At 57.7% G+C, this 16197-nt stretch carries 15 protein-coding genes and 1 tRNA gene; 9 read left to right on the top strand and 7 right to left on the bottom strand.

Going from position 1 to position 16197, the window contains the following annotated elements:
- The first annotated feature begins 1 nt into the window (after position 1).
- The 6 genes from IEU99_RS06670 to coaD are packed head-to-tail and all read left to right on the top strand — an operon-like array spanning position 2 to position 5493.
- A complete protein-coding gene (locus IEU99_RS06670; RefSeq protein ID WP_128889946.1) occupies positions 2 to 667 on the top strand; it encodes a uracil-DNA glycosylase in 666 nt (221 codons plus the stop codon).
- A 2-nt stretch (positions 668 to 669) separates the two neighbouring features.
- Entirely contained in the window at positions 670 to 2121 is a 1452-nt protein-coding gene (locus IEU99_RS06665) for a DAK2 domain-containing protein (protein ID WP_128889945.1), read from the top strand.
- The gene (locus IEU99_RS06660) at positions 2121 to 4211 is read left to right on the top strand and encodes an ATP-dependent DNA helicase RecG (RefSeq protein ID WP_128889944.1); all 2091 of its coding nucleotides are present in this window, start codon (positions 2121 to 2123) and stop codon (positions 4209 to 4211) included. The genes IEU99_RS06665 and IEU99_RS06660 overlap by 1 nt, the downstream gene beginning before the upstream one ends.
- Before the next feature lie 10 nt (positions 4212 to 4221).
- Positions 4222 to 4434 carry a biotin/lipoyl-containing protein gene (locus tag IEU99_RS06655; RefSeq protein WP_128889943.1) on the top strand — a complete coding sequence of 71 codons (213 nt, stop codon included), beginning with the start codon at positions 4222 to 4224 and terminating at the stop codon, positions 4432 to 4434.
- Positions 4435 to 5013, top strand: coding sequence for a 16S rRNA (guanine(966)-N(2))-methyltransferase RsmD (rsmD, locus tag IEU99_RS06650; protein ID WP_128889942.1), 579 nt, complete (start codon positions 4435 to 4437; stop codon positions 5011 to 5013).
- On the top strand, positions 5014 to 5493 hold the full coding sequence (gene coaD / locus IEU99_RS06645; protein ID WP_128889941.1) for a pantetheine-phosphate adenylyltransferase: 480 nt from the start codon (positions 5014 to 5016) through the stop codon (positions 5491 to 5493).
- Here coaD and IEU99_RS06640 read toward each other — a convergent pair.
- From IEU99_RS06640 to IEU99_RS06620, 5 genes are all read right to left on the bottom strand, one after another.
- The gene (locus tag IEU99_RS06640) at positions 5490 to 6254 is read right to left on the bottom strand and encodes an amino acid ABC transporter ATP-binding protein (RefSeq protein WP_128889940.1); all 765 of its coding nucleotides are present in this window, start codon (positions 6252 to 6254) and stop codon (positions 5490 to 5492) included. The genes coaD and IEU99_RS06640 overlap by 4 nt on opposite strands.
- 2 nt (positions 6255 to 6256) lie before the next feature.
- The gene (locus IEU99_RS06635) at positions 6257 to 7165 is read right to left on the bottom strand and encodes an amino acid ABC transporter permease (protein ID WP_128889939.1); all 909 of its coding nucleotides are present in this window, start codon (positions 7163 to 7165) and stop codon (positions 6257 to 6259) included.
- A 9-nt stretch (positions 7166 to 7174) separates the two neighbouring features.
- A complete protein-coding gene (locus IEU99_RS06630) occupies positions 7175 to 8077 on the bottom strand; it encodes an ABC transporter substrate-binding protein (protein ID WP_128889938.1) in 903 nt (300 codons plus the stop codon).
- Between the two features lie 37 nt (positions 8078 to 8114).
- The gene (locus IEU99_RS06625; protein WP_128889937.1) at positions 8115 to 9014 is read right to left on the bottom strand and encodes a DUF368 domain-containing protein; all 900 of its coding nucleotides are present in this window, start codon (positions 9012 to 9014) and stop codon (positions 8115 to 8117) included.
- Between the two features lie 78 nt (positions 9015 to 9092).
- Positions 9093 to 9169 (bottom strand) — tRNA-Leu (locus tag IEU99_RS06620).
- A 118-nt stretch (positions 9170 to 9287) separates the two neighbouring features.
- Between IEU99_RS06620 and polA the strand changes: the two genes are divergently transcribed.
- Positions 9288 to 11927, top strand: a complete 2640-nt coding sequence (gene polA / locus IEU99_RS06615; RefSeq protein ID WP_128890835.1) for a DNA polymerase I — start codon at positions 9288 to 9290, stop codon at positions 11925 to 11927.
- Here polA and IEU99_RS06610 read toward each other — a convergent pair.
- Positions 11924 to 12673, bottom strand: a complete 750-nt coding sequence (locus IEU99_RS06610; RefSeq protein WP_128889936.1) for a class I SAM-dependent methyltransferase — start codon at positions 12671 to 12673, stop codon at positions 11924 to 11926. The two genes, polA and IEU99_RS06610, sit on opposite strands and share 4 nt — an antisense overlap.
- Positions 12674 to 12900: 227 nt before the next feature.
- Between IEU99_RS06610 and rpsA the strand changes: the two genes are divergently transcribed.
- Positions 12901 to 14361 (top strand): 30S ribosomal protein S1, encoded by a 1461-nt coding sequence (rpsA, locus tag IEU99_RS06605; protein WP_123960318.1) that lies wholly within the window; start codon positions 12901 to 12903, stop codon positions 14359 to 14361.
- 103 nt (positions 14362 to 14464) lie between these two features.
- Here the strand turns inward: rpsA and IEU99_RS06600 are convergent, their stop codons facing one another.
- Entirely contained in the window at positions 14465 to 15211 is a 747-nt protein-coding gene (locus tag IEU99_RS06600) for a CPBP family intramembrane glutamic endopeptidase (RefSeq protein ID WP_128889935.1), read from the bottom strand.
- A gap of 294 nt (positions 15212 to 15505) precedes the next feature.
- Here IEU99_RS06600 and IEU99_RS06595 point away from each other — a divergent pair, with 294 nt between their 5' ends.
- Positions 15506 to 16021: a hypothetical protein gene (locus tag IEU99_RS06595; protein WP_128889934.1), complete on the top strand. Its 516-nt coding sequence runs from the start codon at positions 15506 to 15508 to the stop codon at positions 16019 to 16021.
- Positions 16022 to 16197: the final 176 nt, after the last annotated feature.

The following is a 16197-nucleotide window of genomic DNA, read 5'->3' as shown; positions in this document are numbered from 1 at the left end:
CATGCTTCCAGTGCACGAATCCTGGCGCGAACCACTTGCTGCCGTAGAGCCCAATATTCACGCCATGGGTGATTTCCTCCGCGCAGAGATCGCCGCTGGCCGAACCTACCTACCTGCCGGCAACGATATTTTGCGTGCCTTTAGCTACCCATTCGATGCGGTCAAAGTACTCATCATTGGTCAAGATCCTTACCCAACCCCAGGGCATGCGATGGGCCTTTCGTTTTCCGTGCAACCCGATGTGCGGCCAATCCCACGAAGCTTGAGCAATATCTACCGAGAGCTCAATGATGACCTCGGCATTAGCCCCGCGCCTCATGGTGATCTGCGCCCCTGGTGCGAACAAGGCGTCATGCTGCTCAACCGAGTATTAAGCGTGCAAGCCGGTGCGCCTGCCTCACATCGGGGCAAGGGATGGGAGGCAATTACCAAGCACGCCATCGAAGCGCTTGCCCAACGCCAAACGCCACTGGTGGCAATTCTTTGGGGCAAAGATGCCCAAAGCGCCCAACAGTTTCTAGGCGATACCCCGATCATTGCCTCCCCGCACCCATCGCCGCTTTCGGCTTCCCGAGGCTTCTTTGGTTCCAAGCCTTTTAGTCGCGCTAATGAAGCTTTAAGCACCCAGGGCGCCGAGCCCATCGATTGGCGCTTGTACCATACATAGCTATGGCCACCATTGAGCGTATCGATGCACCCCTGCTATGGAGCTGGGCGCAACAAGCCTCCGCTGCGCTTTCCAAGCAGGCCCAAAGAATCAATCAGCTTAATGTCTTCCCCGTAGCCGATGCCGATACCGGCAGCAATATGGCCCACACCCTGGCCGCGGCGGTACGCGCGGTCGAGCATCCAGAAGACCTCTCCAAACTCAGTGCAGAACTCGCATCGGGAGCCATCCGCGGGGCACGCGGCAATTCCGGGGTGGTGCTAAGCCAAATTTTCCGCGCTATTGCCCAAGTAGCCAATGCCCGAGGCTATATCGATGCCGAAGGCATGCACGAAGCAGCCGAGTTGGGCTTGAATTTTGTTCACCAAGCCCTCCATGAACCGGTAGAAGGCACCATCGTAAGCGTGCTGCGTGCCATCGCAGAACAGCCTCCTCAGCCAACGCTGCGCGCCACCTTCGAGCAGATGCTCCACAGCGCCCAAAGCGCACTCGAACACACCACCTCCCAGCTAGCGGTACTAGAACAGGCTGGGGTAGTCGATGCCGGCGCGGCTGGTTTGGTGCTTGTTTTCGAAGTGTTTGGCGATGTGCTCAATGGCACCGCCTTGGAGCAGCCGCCGCATGAAACGCATGCAGATGCAGCGCAGCTTGGCACCACTGAGGTGATGTTCTATATCCAAAACGCCGACCTGGATCAGTGCGAACAAGCCCTCAGCCACCTTGGAGATTCCATCGTCTTTGGACGCGAAAGCGATACCAGCGCCCTGGTGCACATCCACAGCACTACCCCCGATGCCGTGCTGAATTGCGCCCTCCAACACGGCACCATCAGTGATATTCGCCTTGAAGCGCTACCTGCCACCAGCCTGCAGCTTCTTGCCCTGTGCCCCCAAAGCGATCAAGGCCAGATCGCCCAGATGCTCGAAAATGTCGGGGCCACGCCGGTGCCTTTGCCGGCGCAAGCGAGCGTGGCGGAGGTCGTCGAAAAGCTCGGGGCATACCAAGGTGAAGCGATCGTCCTGAGCGGTGCGATGCTGCCGCTGCATCTTGTGGCAGAACTGGATACCCAACTCCAACAACGTGGCCTGCGCTGCCACTGGATCCATACCACCAGCGTGCTGCGAACCTTGGCGGCCAGCAGCGTGTTTGATGCAGAAGCGGCCGCGGCTACTTCTGTGCTCCAACTCCAAGAAGCCATCGTGGGCATGAGAGTCGCCACCATCGAGGGCACGCCATCACACTGTCGGCTCTGCATCGGCGACTATGAGCTTTCCAAGCACGATAACGTCAACGACGCCATCCACGCCGCTCTGGCCGTGCTGCTGCCCGGCGGGGGAGAGCAGGTCAGCGTGATCGCCCAAGCACCCATCGAAATCGGCAGCGTAGAAGGTGTCGAGTCGATGATCCTGCAAGCAGAAGAACTCCAAGTCTTAGCCGAGGTCGGGGTGGAATAATGCTCGGCTGGAACGACACCCGCCCCCTTGGCTCCATCCTGGACCAATCCCAAGCCCGCGCCTTCGCGCGCCACTTCGGTTTCAAACGCGCCCAGGACCTCCTTAATCACTTCCCCCGAGGATATGCAGCCCAAGGCGTGGGCTTAGGTGCAGGCCAAGCAGAAGAAGGCGACACCGTAACCTTGGTGGGCGAGATCGTGCACAACACCACCCGCAGCAACCCCAAGGTGGGCAAGGTCTACACCATCTGGATCGACGATGGCACCGGCATCCACACCACCGCCAGTTTCTTCCGCGCCACCTGGCAGCCAAAGGTGTTAAGCAACGGCACCCGCGCAATTTTTAGTGGCAAGCTCAAATTCTTCCGCGGCCAACCCCAACTCCAGCACCCAGACTTTTTCCCCCTGGGCAAACTCGAGATCGCAAAAGAAGGCACAGACGGCAGCAAATACGCCGTGATGCAGCTTTTGCTCCACCTTCCCTACGTGCCCATTTATCCGGCAAAACAAGCAGTGCCCTCCTGGAAAATCCTCGGCGCTATCCACCAGGTGCTCAGCACCCTTGAGCCCGTTGCTGATCCACTCGGCCCATTCGCCCCAGCGGATCTCCCCAGCTTTGACCAAGCACTTAGAGGCATCCACGAACCACCGGCACAAGGCCCGGACCTGTGCCTCAAGCGCCTGACCTACGACGAGGCCTTAAGCCTTGGCCTGCTCATGGCACTTCGCCGCGCCGATACCCAAGCCCGCAAAGCACCGGCAATGCGCAGCGAAACCGCAGGCTATACCAAAGCACTCCGAGCATCACTGGATTTCAGCCTCACCAAAGGCCAAGAAGCAGTCCTGGCCGATATCCGCGCAGACTTAAGCATCTCCACACCCATGCAACGCCTGCTCCAAGGAGAAGTCGGCTCCGGCAAAACAGTCGTAGCGCTGCTGGCCATGCTGCAATGCGTCGATGCAGGAGCCCAATGTGCACTCCTTGCCCCCACAGAAGTGCTCGCTACCCAACACGCCCAAAACATCAGCGCCATGCTCAAGGGCATCGACGTCAACGTCACGCTCCTGACCGGCTCCATGAGCACCAGGCAACGCCAACAAGCCCTGCTGGATATCCTCAGCGGTGACGCAGACATCGTGATCGGCACCCACGCACTGATCCAAGACACCGTAGAGTTTTTCAACCTCGGGCTGTGCGTTGTCGATGAGCAACACCGCTTCGGTGTGGAACAGCGAGACACCCTGCGAGGAAAAGGACGCGAAGGGCTCACCCCGCACCTGTTGGTAATGACGGCCACCCCAATCCCGCGCACCATCGCCATGACCGCTTTTGGCGATCTCAGCGTATCCACCCTGAGCGAACTGCCCGGCGGCCGCCAACCCATCAGCAGCTACGTCATCCCCGCCGGCAACCGAGTGTGGGTAGATCGCATGTGGGAACGCCTCAAAGAAGAATGCCGCGCAGGCCACCAGGTGTATGTGGTGTGCCCGAAGATCGGCGGAGACGATGGGGTAGAAGCGCTCGCCGCGGAACTCCAAGCCCACACAATGCGAGATTTCCGCATCGCCGTCCTCCACGGCCAACAAAGCAGCGAAGACAAAGCCCACGCCATGGCAGAATTTGCAGCCGGCAACATCGACGTGCTCGTAGCCACCACTGTGATCGAAGTGGGCGTCGACGTCGCCAACGCCACCGCCATGTTGATCTACGGGGCGGAATCATTCGGCGTATCCCAGCTCCACCAACTCCGCGGCCGCGTGGGACGAGGCGGCAACGCCTCCATCTGTTTTTTCTACACCCACGCAGAACCCGGCTCACACACCTTAGAAAGAGTCGGCCGCGTGGCAGCAACCCAAGATGGCTTCGAACTGGCAGAAGTCGACCTGGAATTTAGACAAGAAGGCAATATCCTCGGCGCCCAACAATCAGGACGCAGCCACCTGCGCCTGTTAAGCCTGAGCAAAGACCGCGAACTGATCGCCAGAGCCAATAGCGATGCAGCCACCATTGTGGAAGAAGATCCCGAGCTCGCACGAGCGTTAGTTCGCGATATCGACGACCAACGCCAGGCCTATATCGATAAAAGCTAAAATGCCGCTTATGAACATTCATGCCCCCTTCGCCGGGATTGTGCACTTTTTAGTCGAACCAGGCGAACACGTCCGAACCGGCCAAGCCCTCGCCTCAGTGGAAGCCGTCAAGCTCGAAGCCCCCGTGGTGGCGCCGGGCCCTGGAGTGGTCAGCCGTTTATTGGTAGAGGATTTTGGTGACGTTATCGGCGGCGAAGCCGTGATCGAAGTGAAGGAAGCATAAATGGGACAAGCTCGCATCATCTCAGGAGAAGCCAGGGGCCGAAAGATCAAGGTCCCACCCCAAGGCACCAGGCCTACCTCGGATCGCGCACGTGAGGGGCTTTTTTCCTCTTTGCAGGTGCGCTTTGGCTTCCAAGACGCCGTGGTGCTGGATCTTTTCGCAGGTTCCGGCGCGCTGGGGTTAGAGGCCGCCAGCCGCGGCGCCAGGGAAGTGGTGCTGGTTGAGCAAAACCACCAGGCTGCGGAGATTATTCGCAGCAACGCGCAGGTGGTTGGGCATCCGCAGGTAACGGTGGAGGAGATGAAGGCTTCCACCTACCTGGCCACCGCACCCGATCGATACTTCTCCATGGTGCTGGCCGATCCTCCCTATGAGCTTTCGGATGAAGCCGTTGCTGAGATGATTCAGGCGCTCAAGCCCAAGCTTGTCGACGGCGCCGTGGTCGTAATCGAACGTCATCGAGACTCCGCCCACACCGATTGGCCTGCGTGGATGGTGCCAACGCCGCAGAAATTAAAGAAGCGAACCTTCGGTATCGCGCGCATGGATATGGCCGTGTACCACGAAGAGGAGGCCTAAATGAGCACCCATGCAGTCTGCCCAGGATCCTTTGACCCAGTCACCATGGGGCACGTCAATATTATCGAGCGTGCAACCCAACTCTTTGAGCACGTCACCGTGCTGGTGACCGCCAACCCAAATAAACCCAGTGGGCTGTTTAGCGTAGAAGAACGCAAGGCGCTGATCCGTGAGGCATTAGCAGGCCACGAGAATATTCGCGTGGAGCACTGGTCAGGCCTGCTGGTGGAATACACCCAAAACAATGGGATCGACACCATCGTCAAGGGCCTGCGTTCCTCATTGGACTATGACTATGAGCTGCCCATGGCGCAGATGAACCGCAAACTCGCCGGGATCGATACGGTCTTTTTGATGACCGACCCCAAATACGGCTACATCTCCTCCACACTGTGCAAGGAAGTGACCAAGTATGGGGGAGATGTATCCGATATGTTGCCCGATGCGGTGAACCGGGCGATGCAGGAGAAACTGCGTTAAAGCAGGCTGGAAAGAAATTCCTGGGTGCGTTCGTGCTGCGGGTGATCGATAACCTGCTTGGGATCACCTGCTTCTACCACCACGCCGCCATCCATGAACACCACCGTATCGGCAACCTCGCGGGCAAAGCCGATCTCGTGGGTGACAACCAGCATGGTCATGCCATCGGCGGCGAGTTCACGCATCACGCGAAGCACCTCTCCGACGAGCTCCGGATCAAGTGCGGAGGTTGGCTCGTCGAAAAGCATCAGCTTTGGCTCCATCGCCACCGCACGAGCAATGGCCACGCGCTGCTGCTGACCACCGGAAAGCTGGGCTGGATAGGCGTCTGCCTTATGGCCTAAACCGACCTTCTTTAACAGCTCCATCGCCTGCTCGCGGGCGTCTTTTTCAGCGATGCCCTTGACATGCACCGGCGCTTCCATCACGTTCTCAAGTGCCGTGCGGTGCGGGAAGAGGTTGAAGTTCTGGAACACCATGCCAATGCCCGAACGTTGGCGGGCGGCCTCGCGCTCGGAAATTTCATAGAGCACGCCGTCGCGTTCTTTATAGCCGATGAGCTCGCCATCGACGTACAAGCGGCCGGCGGTGATCTTTTCCAAGTGATTCACGCAGCGCAGAAGCGTGGATTTGCCCGAGCCGGAAGGCCCGATCAGGCAGGTCACGCTGCCTTTGGGCACCTGCAGGTCAATGCCCTTGAGCACCTCAAGGCTGCCGAAGCTTTTGCACAATTGTTGTGCGTCGATCATGAGGTTTTCCATGCTCACTTGCCCTTTCCAATGACGTTGATGTTCTTTGGCAGGGCGCCTTCTGCATCTGCCAAGGTTGCAAGCTGCGAAGCCGTGAGTTCACGAGAGGCACCGCGGTCATAATACTTTTCTAGGAAGTGCTGGCCCACCATCAACAGCGAGGTGATGGCCAGATACCAGGTGGCTGCCACCAAAAGCAGCGGCACCGGATCAAATAATGCGGCGGCAATATCGGTGGCGCGGCCATAAAGCTCGGCGGTGTAGGGGATAGCCACCACCAGCGATGTGGTTTTGAGCAAAGAAATGAACTCGTTGCCCGTGGGCGGGACGATGATGCGCATGGCTTGGGGCAGTACGGTACGGCGCATGGTCATCCACCAGCTCATACCCAGCGCCTTCGATGCTTCGGTTTGGCCTTCGGGCACTGCCTGAATACCGGAGCGCACAATTTCAGCCATGTATGCAGCCTCGTTCAGGCCAAGGCCGATCACGGCCAGCAAGAACATGTTCTTCAGCGCGTTTTCCAGCGAAACCTCGGTAAAGCCAAGGTTGATGCTTTGGTAAATGGAGCCCAAAAGACCCCAGAACACCAACTGCACATACACCGGGGTGCCACGGAAAATCCAGAGATAAAACCAGGCCACCGAGGAAAGCACCGGGTTCGGCGACATGCGCATCACAGCGACGGCGCAGCCAAGCACCACGCCGAGCAACATGGCCAAAACGGTAATGGCGAGGGTGTGGGCTGCGGCCGTGGCGATGCGGGTATCAAAGAGATATGACCGGTAGGTGTCCCAGCCATAGGCTTCGTTGGTGGCGGCAGAAATAAGGAACCAGGCAAATAGCGCGAGGATGATGGCTGCTGCCACCCAGCGCCCGGGATGGCGAAGGGGCTTCGCCTGGATTGGCTTCGGTTGAGTCATGGTGGTGTCCTAGTTGTTCACTGGTTCTTCATTAATCAGGGCTGCATCGACGAGACCTTCTTCGATACCCCACTGCGCGAGGATCTTCTGATAGTCGCCGTTATCAATCAGGTATTGCAGTGCGGCCGCAAGTGCTGGGCCGAGCTTGGAATCTTTTGGCACTGCAAAGCCATAAGGTGCTGCATCGAAAATCTCACCAGTTGGTTCGATCTTGCCATCGGCGCGTTCTACGGCCCATGCCAGCACGGGGGAGTCTGCGCTAAAGGCATCTGCGCGGCCAAGCACCAATGCGGTTGCAGCAGCATCGGAGGTGTCATAGGACAGCACCTCGATGGGCTCTTTGCCTTCTTCTACGCATTGCTCAGATAAGGGGCGAACATCGTCGGTTTCCGAGACGGTGGTGCGCTGCACAGCGATGCTGAGGCCGCAAGGGTCTTCGCGCGAAATATCGTCGCCGGTTTGTTGTCCCCACTGCACGCCGGCATAGAGGAAATCAACAAAGTCATAGTTTTCGCGGCGTTCCTCTGTATCAGTAAAGCCAGAGGCGCCCACGTCAATGGAACCGGCAGAAAGCGAGGGAAGGATCAAAGAGAAATCCTGCTCTTTGGGTTGGAATTTTAATCCCATTGTTGCGGCCGCGGCGTGCATCAAATCCATTTCCACACCGATGATGGTGTGGGATGAGTCGCGGAATTCAAAAGGTGCAAACGGCGGGTTGGTACCGGCCGTAAGCACGCCTCGATCTTTAATGTCTTTTGGCACCAAGGCCTCGATCGATGGCACCGGCTTGGGGGTTATTTCTTCCCAGCCTTCGGGGTGGCCTTGTTCCTCGTTGGTGACGCATGCGCTCAAGCTGAGCGCTAAACAAACAGCCCCGAGGAAGCCACCTATGCGCTGAAAGGGAAACTTCATAGCAGATAGCATACCGTCAGGGGCATAATATTTGAATTTAGTGGCGCTTGCTGAACTTTTCTGCCGCCATGATCGCGGCAACGATGGCGCCGCCGAGGATCACCATGAACACAATCCAGGCCACATTGCCCGAGGGGCTCAACAGCTCTGCTCGATCCGTTTGCCAAGGCCACAGGGCGCGCAGGGAGCCCAGCATGAGGCCGGCCATCGTCGCCAGCGTGATCGTGCGGTGAGTGTTAATCAGGTAATCCAGAACCTTAATAAACAGCGCGACGCCGAGCATGGCACCCAGGACGAATACCGCCATCACTTTTAGATCGCGATCGGCCACAGCCCCCATGACCGGGCTATACAGGCCGAGGGAGAGCAAGATAAACGAACCCGATACGCCCGGCAGCACCAGTGCGCACACGGCAATCATCGCGGCAAAGAACACCACCACCAGCGAGGGATCAGTCTTTTCTGCCGAGGTCACACCGGTGAGCAAGAACGTGGCAATAGCGGCCACGATGAAGGCAATATATGCACCGACACGGTGTTGTGCCAGCTTATCCGAGCGGATCATATTAAGAGGCACCAAGATCGAGACGGCCACCATGCCCATAAACAAGGCGCGGGAAGTCTCGGGGTGGTTATCAACGAAGTGATGCATGACCGAGGAAAGCGCCAGCACCGTACCGATCATGCCCACGCCCACCGCGGCGAGGAAGAACCACTCGACCTTGGCTGCTGCCTCCTTGAGCTTGCTGCGATCAGTAATCGCAGTGCGGAGAGTATGCAGCAAGGCATCGCCATTGCGGATGGCGCGTTCATAGATGCCTACCACCAAGGCCACGGTGCCGCCGGATACGCCGGGCACCATCTCTGCAAGGCCAATGAGTCCGCCAAAGATGACGTACAGCACGTGTTTGATGGGAGATTCCTTCGGTGTGCTCATAAAGATCCTTCTTCATAGATACAGACCAGGAGATTCTAGCCCGGAAAATGAAAAAAGGCGCTTTGCAGCGCCTTGTCGTGGTGCCCCAGGTGAGACTCGAACTCACACTGGACGGGTTTTGAATCCGTTGCCTCTGCCAATTGGGCTACTGGGGCGTACGAGCTGAAAGCATACAACACCATTCGCACAATTAAGAAACACCGTGGCAGGGACGCTAGAAAAGCCTGCGCCATGGTGCTCGCTACACTGGTGCGCGTGACTACCAAGCGTTTAATGCTCATCGACGGCCATTCCATGGCATTCCGTGCCTTTTTTGCCATCCCTTCGGAGAATTTCTCTACCTCCGGCGGTCAAACCACCAATGCTGTGTATGGATTTATGGGCATGTTGGCATCCTTGGTTGCCGAACAACGCCCCACCCACCTGGCTGTGGCCTTCGACGTGGGACGAAGCACCTTCCGCTCCGAGATGTTTCCTGCTTATAAGGCGCAGCGCGAGGCCACTCCGCCGGAGTTTAAAGGCCAAATCGCGTTGATCCAGCAGATGCTGGATGCGCTGGGTGTGCCGTATCTGGAAAAGGAAAATTTCGAGGCCGATGACATTATTGCCACCTTGGCCACTGCCGCGCAGCAGCAGGATTTTGATACTCAGATCGTTACCGGCGATCGTGACTCCTTCCAGCTCATCACCGATCGCGTGACGGTGCTGTATCCGCGCAGGGGAGTCTCGGACCTGATTCACTTCACCCCGGAGGCGGTGGAAGAAAAGTACGGGCTTACTCCAGCGCAATACCCCGACTTTGCCGCGTTGCGTGGAGATCCTTCCGATAACTTGCCCAGCATCCCCAGGGTGGGAGAAAAAACGGCCACCAAGTGGATCGTGCAGTACGGAGACTTAGAATCCCTGATCGCACACGCCGATGAGATCACGGGCATGGCGGGGCAGAACCTGCGCAATGCTGTGGAGCAGGTGCGTACCAACCGCGAACTTACGCAGATGGTGCGTGATGTGGAATTGCCACTTGCCCCTGAGCAATTGCAGCGCAATGACGTGGACGTCAACGCCGCGGCTGAGGCCTTTGATGCCTTGGAGTTCGGCGTGAGCTTGCGCGAGCGCGTGTTTAAGGCCTTTGGCGTCGATGCCAGTGCCATTGAGGCCGAGGATGCACCGGAGGTGATCCTTGACCATGTTGGCGTGGCTCAGTGGCTCGAAGACCACAAGGATCAAGCCCTAGCCCTTGTCGTTGCGGGTAATCCAGCGCCATTCGGTGGAGACGCTCACACCTTCGCGCTCTGCGACGCTAAGTACCACGGTGTGGTGGCGTCTTTTGAAGATTTAGATGTGGAAGACGAACGCGCTTTCGCGAGCTGGGTTTCCTCCAAGCAGCCGAAGTGCGTGCATGGTGCTAAGGCCACCTACCACATGCTTGCCGCACGCGGTTTTGAGCTTGATGGGGTAGTCCAAGACACCGAGATCGCCGCCTATCTTTTAAGGCCCGGGCAGCGCACCTATGAGCTCAAGGACGTATTCCAGCGCCACTTACAGCGCCAACTCCAATCTGAGCAGCCCTCGGGTGAGCAGCTTTCCCTCCTGGATGCCGGTGAGCATCAAGAGCTTCTAAGCCATAGTGCTGCGGTGATGGAATTGGCCGAGGCCTTGGCCCAGCAGCTCGTAGAGATTAACGCTTTTGAGCTCTACCGCGATTTGGAGATTCCGCTCGCCCTCATTTTGGGTCGCATGGAGCAAACTGGCATCGCCGTGGATGTGGAGACGTTGGAGGAGCAACTGGCCGACTTCAAGGCCATGGTTGCTGAAGAGGAACAGGCCGCCAGGGAGCTTGTCGACGAACCCGAGCTCAATCTTTCGAGTCCGAAACAGCTCCAGGGCGTGTTGTTTGATACCTTGGCGCTGCCGAAAACGAAGAAGACCAAAACAGGGTATTCCACTGCCGCGAAGGAAATTGATGCCTTAGCTGCAAAGCACCCGCACCCCTTCCTTGACCACCTCTTGGCTCACCGTGAATACACCAAGATGAAGTCCACCCTGGAAGGTTTGATCCGCTCGGTGGCCGATGATGGGCGTATCCACACCACCTTCCACCAGACCAAGGCTTCTACCGGCCGCTTGAGCTCTACCGATCCCAACTTGCAAAACATCCCCGTGCGCACCGAAGCCGGGCGCAAGATCCGCTCGGCATTTGTCGTAGGCGAGGGCTATGAGAGCTTACTTACCGCCGACTATTCCCAGATTGAGATGCGCGTGATGGCCCACCTGTCTGAGGATGAAGGGCTCATCCAGGCGTATCGCGAGGGTGAGGATCTGCACAACTTCGTTGGCTCGCGAGTCTTTGAAGTACCAGTAGATCAAGTGACTCCCGAGCTGCGCCGCCGCGTAAAAGCGATGAGTTATGGCTTGGTGTATGGTCTTTCGGCCTTTGGTCTTTCCCAGCAGCTCAATATTCCTGCCGGTGAGGCAAAGAGCATCATGGAAAGCTACTTCGAGCGCTTCGGCGGGGTGAAACGTTATCTTGACCAGGTAGTAGAACAAGCCCGCCACGATGGCTATACCGCCACGCTTTTTGGTCGCAGGCGCTATCTTCCGGAGCTTTCAAGCGAGAACCGGGTGGCTCGTGAAACCGCCGAGCGCGCCGCGCTGAATGCGCCCATCCAGGGCACTGCCGCCGACATTATTAAGGTGGCGATGATTCGGGTGGATCGGAAGTTGCGGGCTGCCGGTGTGCAATCGAGGGTGTTGCTGCAAGTCCACGACGAACTCGTGGTGGAAATTGCCCCAGGCGAGCAAGACCGTGTCCAAGACATCGTCGAGCGCGAAATGGACGCCGCGGTGCAATTGAATGTGCCTCTTGAGGTAGCCAGTGGCGTTGGAAAAAACTGGGAGGAAGCAGCCCACTAATCCTTGGTGGCGCAAAAGATCACGGTGCCTGGAAAGAGCTTGCCGCGCAGCGGTGACCACTGCCCCCAGGTGATGTGCAGATCTTCTGGCCACTCCGGTTCGATCAGCCGGTGCAGCCGGAAGCCACTGTGGTCAAAGGCCCGAATCCAGTCACTCATCGTGTGCTGGAATTCGGCATAGCTAAGCTCGCCATCTGCATCGTGTTCTACATAGGAGTGCTCAAAATAGGAATGGGTGGCGATGAGCCCTTGCGTACCTGGGTGATCGGGAAAGACCCAGCGCATTGGGTGATTGACTGAAATGACCAGCCGGGCACCGGGTTTGAGCACTCTAGCCACCTCACGCAGGGCAGGGGTGAGCTGCGGGATAAAGGGGAAGGCTCCAAAAGCCGAGAACGCACAGTCCATGCTTTGATCGGCCAGGGGAATGCTGTGGACGTCGGCAAGCAAGCCGTGAAAACCCTCGCCGCGGGAAAGCATGCCTTTGGCGATGTCGATGCCGATCACGGTGGCGGAGGGATAGGTGCTGGCCAGCCACGATGCGCAGGGGCCGGAACCGCAGCCAATTTCCAGTACGCGCTGATTGGAGCAATCGCCTAAAAGCTGGGCCTGTTGTTCGGAGAGCATTTCGGGGCACCAATAAAAGCTCGAAAGATATTCGGGGTGGGCTTGGTGATATTGCTCGGCATCGAAGTTCCACCAGCGTTGGTTGGCCAGGCGTGCTTGATCCGGGGAAGTGTGGCTCATGTGAATATTGTTGCAAGGCGACACGGGGAAGTCCTATCGCTTGATCTAGCTGGGCAAATGCACTAATGTTGTTCGGGCGTGTCTGTGCTTAAGGTGCGAGATTGTCGATGTAGGACGGCAATGATCCATCTCTAGTGAGATCAAAAGCCCAGCGTAAGCCATAGGTTTTTGAGAGACGCGTTCCTGTCCAAACTCGATTCCTACTTACTTTTCGGAGCACTTACTTTATGCCCACCAATAACGTCCCTCAGGTAGCCATCAACGACATTGGCTCCGCTGAGGATTTCCTCGCAGCCGTTGACGCCACCATCAAGTACTTCAATGATGGCGATATCGTCGAAGGCACCGTGGTTAAGGTTGACCACGACGAGGTTCTGCTCGACATCGGATACAAGACCGAGGGTGTTATCCCCACCCGCGAGCTTTCCATCAAGCACGACGTAGATCCCGATGAGGTTGTCGAGGTCGGCGACCAGATCGACGCTCTCGTGCTGACCAAGGAAGACAAAGAAGGCCGTCTGATCCTGTCCAAGAAGCGTGCTCAGTACGAGCGTGCTTGGGGCACCATCGAGGATCTCAAGGCAAAGGACGAGCCGGTTACCGGTACCGTCATCGAGGTTGTCAAGGGCGGCCTTATTCTCGACATCGGACTGCGCGGCTTCCTGCCTGCATCCCTGGTTGAGATGCGTCGCGTTCGCGACCTGGATCCCTACATCGGCCAGGAAATCGAAGCCAAGATCATCGAGCTGGACAAGCAGCGCAACAACGTGGTGCTTTCCCGCCGTGCATGGCTCGAGCAGACCCAGTCCGAGGTTCGCTCCGAGTTCCTTCACCAGCTCCAAAAGGGCCAGGTGCGCAAGGGTGTCGTTTCCTCCATCGTCAACTTCGGCGCATTCGTCGATCTCGGCGGTGTGGACGGCCTCGTGCACGTATCCGAGCTCTCCTGGAAGCACATCGATCACCCCTCTGAGGTTGTCACCGTTGGCGACGAAGTCACCGTTGAGGTGCTCGACGTTGATCTCGACCGCGAGCGCGTGTCCCTCTCGCTGAAGGCAACCCAGGAAGATCCTTGGCGCGTATTCGCACGTACCCACGCCGTTGGCCAGATTGTGCCCGGCAAGGTTACCAAGCTCGTTCCCTTCGGCGCCTTCGTTCGCGTTGAAGAAGGCATCGAGGGCCTCGTTCACATCTCCGAGCTGGCTCAGCGCCACGTTGAGGTGCCGGACCAGGTTGTCAACGTCGGTGACGAGGCAATGGTCAAGGTTATCGACATCGACCTTGAGCGTCGTCGCATCTCCCTGTCGCTGAAGCAGGCCGACGAGGACTACACCGAAGAGTTCGATCCGTCGAAGTACGGTATGGCCGACTCCTACGACGAGCAGGGCAACTACATCTTCCCCGAGGGCTTCGACCCCGAGACCAACGAGTGGCTCGAGGGCTTCGACGAGCAGCGCCAGGAGTGGGAGGCTCGCTACGCAGAGTCCGAGCGTCGCTTCCAGCTCCACACCGCTCAGATCGAGCGTTCCCGTGCAGCCGCAGCCGAGGCAGCAGCTTCCGGCGAGGCAGCCAACTACTCCTCTGCTTCCAACGAGCCGGCTCAGGCCGCCGCTACCGAAGCTGAAGGTGGCTCCCTTGCTTCCGACGAGCAGCTCGCCGCACTGCGCGAGAAGCTCGCTGGTGGTGAGTAAAAAGCCTCATCGCTTGGTTATCCAAGCCAGAGACTAAGACAGACCCCCAATCCCTTTCGGGATTGGGGGTTTTCTTTGTGCTCTCGACTCGTGCGATTGGCGCTTAGCTTCGCGAGCGCAGCGCCTTAATGGCGTCCCAGATAACAAAGATGCTCAATGCGATGATGCAAAGATCGATGATGATGCCCCACACGCCGCCAAAATAAAATGGCTTCTGGGCGTTTGCGAACAAGGTGAAGTCGATGCTTGCGTGCCACAACACCACAGCCAAAAATGCGCGGGTGCGAAGATAAATGGCGCCTGCTACCAGGCCCATGGGCATCGCCTTGAGCGATTGATCAAAGGCCGCTCCAAGCGGCATGCCGCTGAGCACGTTCGTCATGTGGAGGAAACCGAAGAGCACCATCGAGCCGATCAGCCAGATGCATTTGGTTTTGAGTGAATCTGAATCCTTGGTGTGGTCCAGGATGAACTTTCTAAAAAAGCCCTCTTCGGAAAAACCAATGAGCAGACTCAGCACCACTGAAGCGAAGATGATTGGCGAGAACTCACCCCTGAGCGCAAACTCAATCGGTGCGGCCAAAAAGAGGATCAACGTGGCAACGATCAGTACCCGGAGTGTGAAGCGGTAGTGCCGTGGCAGTGCTGTGGTGCCCAGCCATCCGTGAAGATGGAGGCGCCCGCGTAAAAGGTAGGCAACAAAGCCTGCGGATACAAGCATGAAGCTGATGCCGAGGTACTGCATCGCCGGATCGCTGTATTCGACATCGAATATGGCATTGATGATGACAAAACCCAGTGCCGAGATAGAGGCATAGATCAGCGTGGGTAGGACTAATTGTTTAACCAAGAGTCAAAGACCATCCTTTGGTAGAAGTGACAATGATTATCGGATGCTCATCATAGTCTGCCGCAGATGTGGCGATACTCCCCGGATGCTGTTGCTTAACTGAGTAGTTTCTGTGAAACCATTGGTGCCTGAGCTTGCCGCGGGGGAGTGATGAGCTGAAGGAGCAAGAAGGCTGGTGCAAAGGTCTGCTTCAGGGGAGAGTTTGGGGGTAGGCGCAGGCGTGCTTGCACGGTAGCGAGGCCAAACCGATAGGCTAAAACACCGAAGCGGAACTCGATCGAGCAAGAGGTGGACATGAATCAGCGATTCCTGGCGCTGGGGTTAGCGGCGGTGATGTTGGCAGGATGCGGTAACACAGATGCTGAGAAAGAGGCGGCGTCCCTTTCGGCTGAGCTTGCACAAGTAAAGGAAAGCCAAGCCCAGCAAAGTCGCGAGCGTGAGCTCGAGAGCGCTTCTGCTGCTGAGCGCAGCAGGAAAGAGGAGGCCGAAAAGGAAGCGGCATCGCTGAGTGCTCGCCGTGATGCTTTCCAAAGGGAATTGGACGGAATCGTCAGCGATCAGGCAAACCGCCCAGAGCCGGAGTCTGCTCCGGAACCTACCTATGCTCCGCAGCAGCAAGAAGAACGTTTCCCCGACCCGCCGTATCCAGCGGGGCAAGGCTTTGAGTGGGTGGCCATGGGTCCCTATGGCACCGGCACCTCAAGCAACTGTGTGCAACTTCAAGGTCAGTGGCCAGCCGGCACCTCTGAGTGCTTCCGAATGTCGGATGGCTGGTATTTCTACGGCGTGCGCCAAGCCACCTCGCGCTAAGCACGACACGCTGAGGTGTGACCCGGGGAATGAAAATTCCTCGGGTTTTCCTGCTTTTTAGCCTGCTTATCCTGGGTGGGGGAGGATCGCCCTTGGCGTAAGCTGTGAGCTCCGTCTCTTAAAACTTGGGAAACGTTGCGTTCGGGTTGGAAGTTGTTTGGCTTAGTGTTGTATTT

Source organism: Corynebacterium pelargi (genome assembly GCF_014635485.1).
GTDB classification, from domain to species: domain Bacteria; phylum Actinomycetota; class Actinomycetes; order Mycobacteriales; family Mycobacteriaceae; genus Corynebacterium; species Corynebacterium pelargi.
This window is presented reverse-complemented; position numbering and strand designations above follow the sequence as displayed.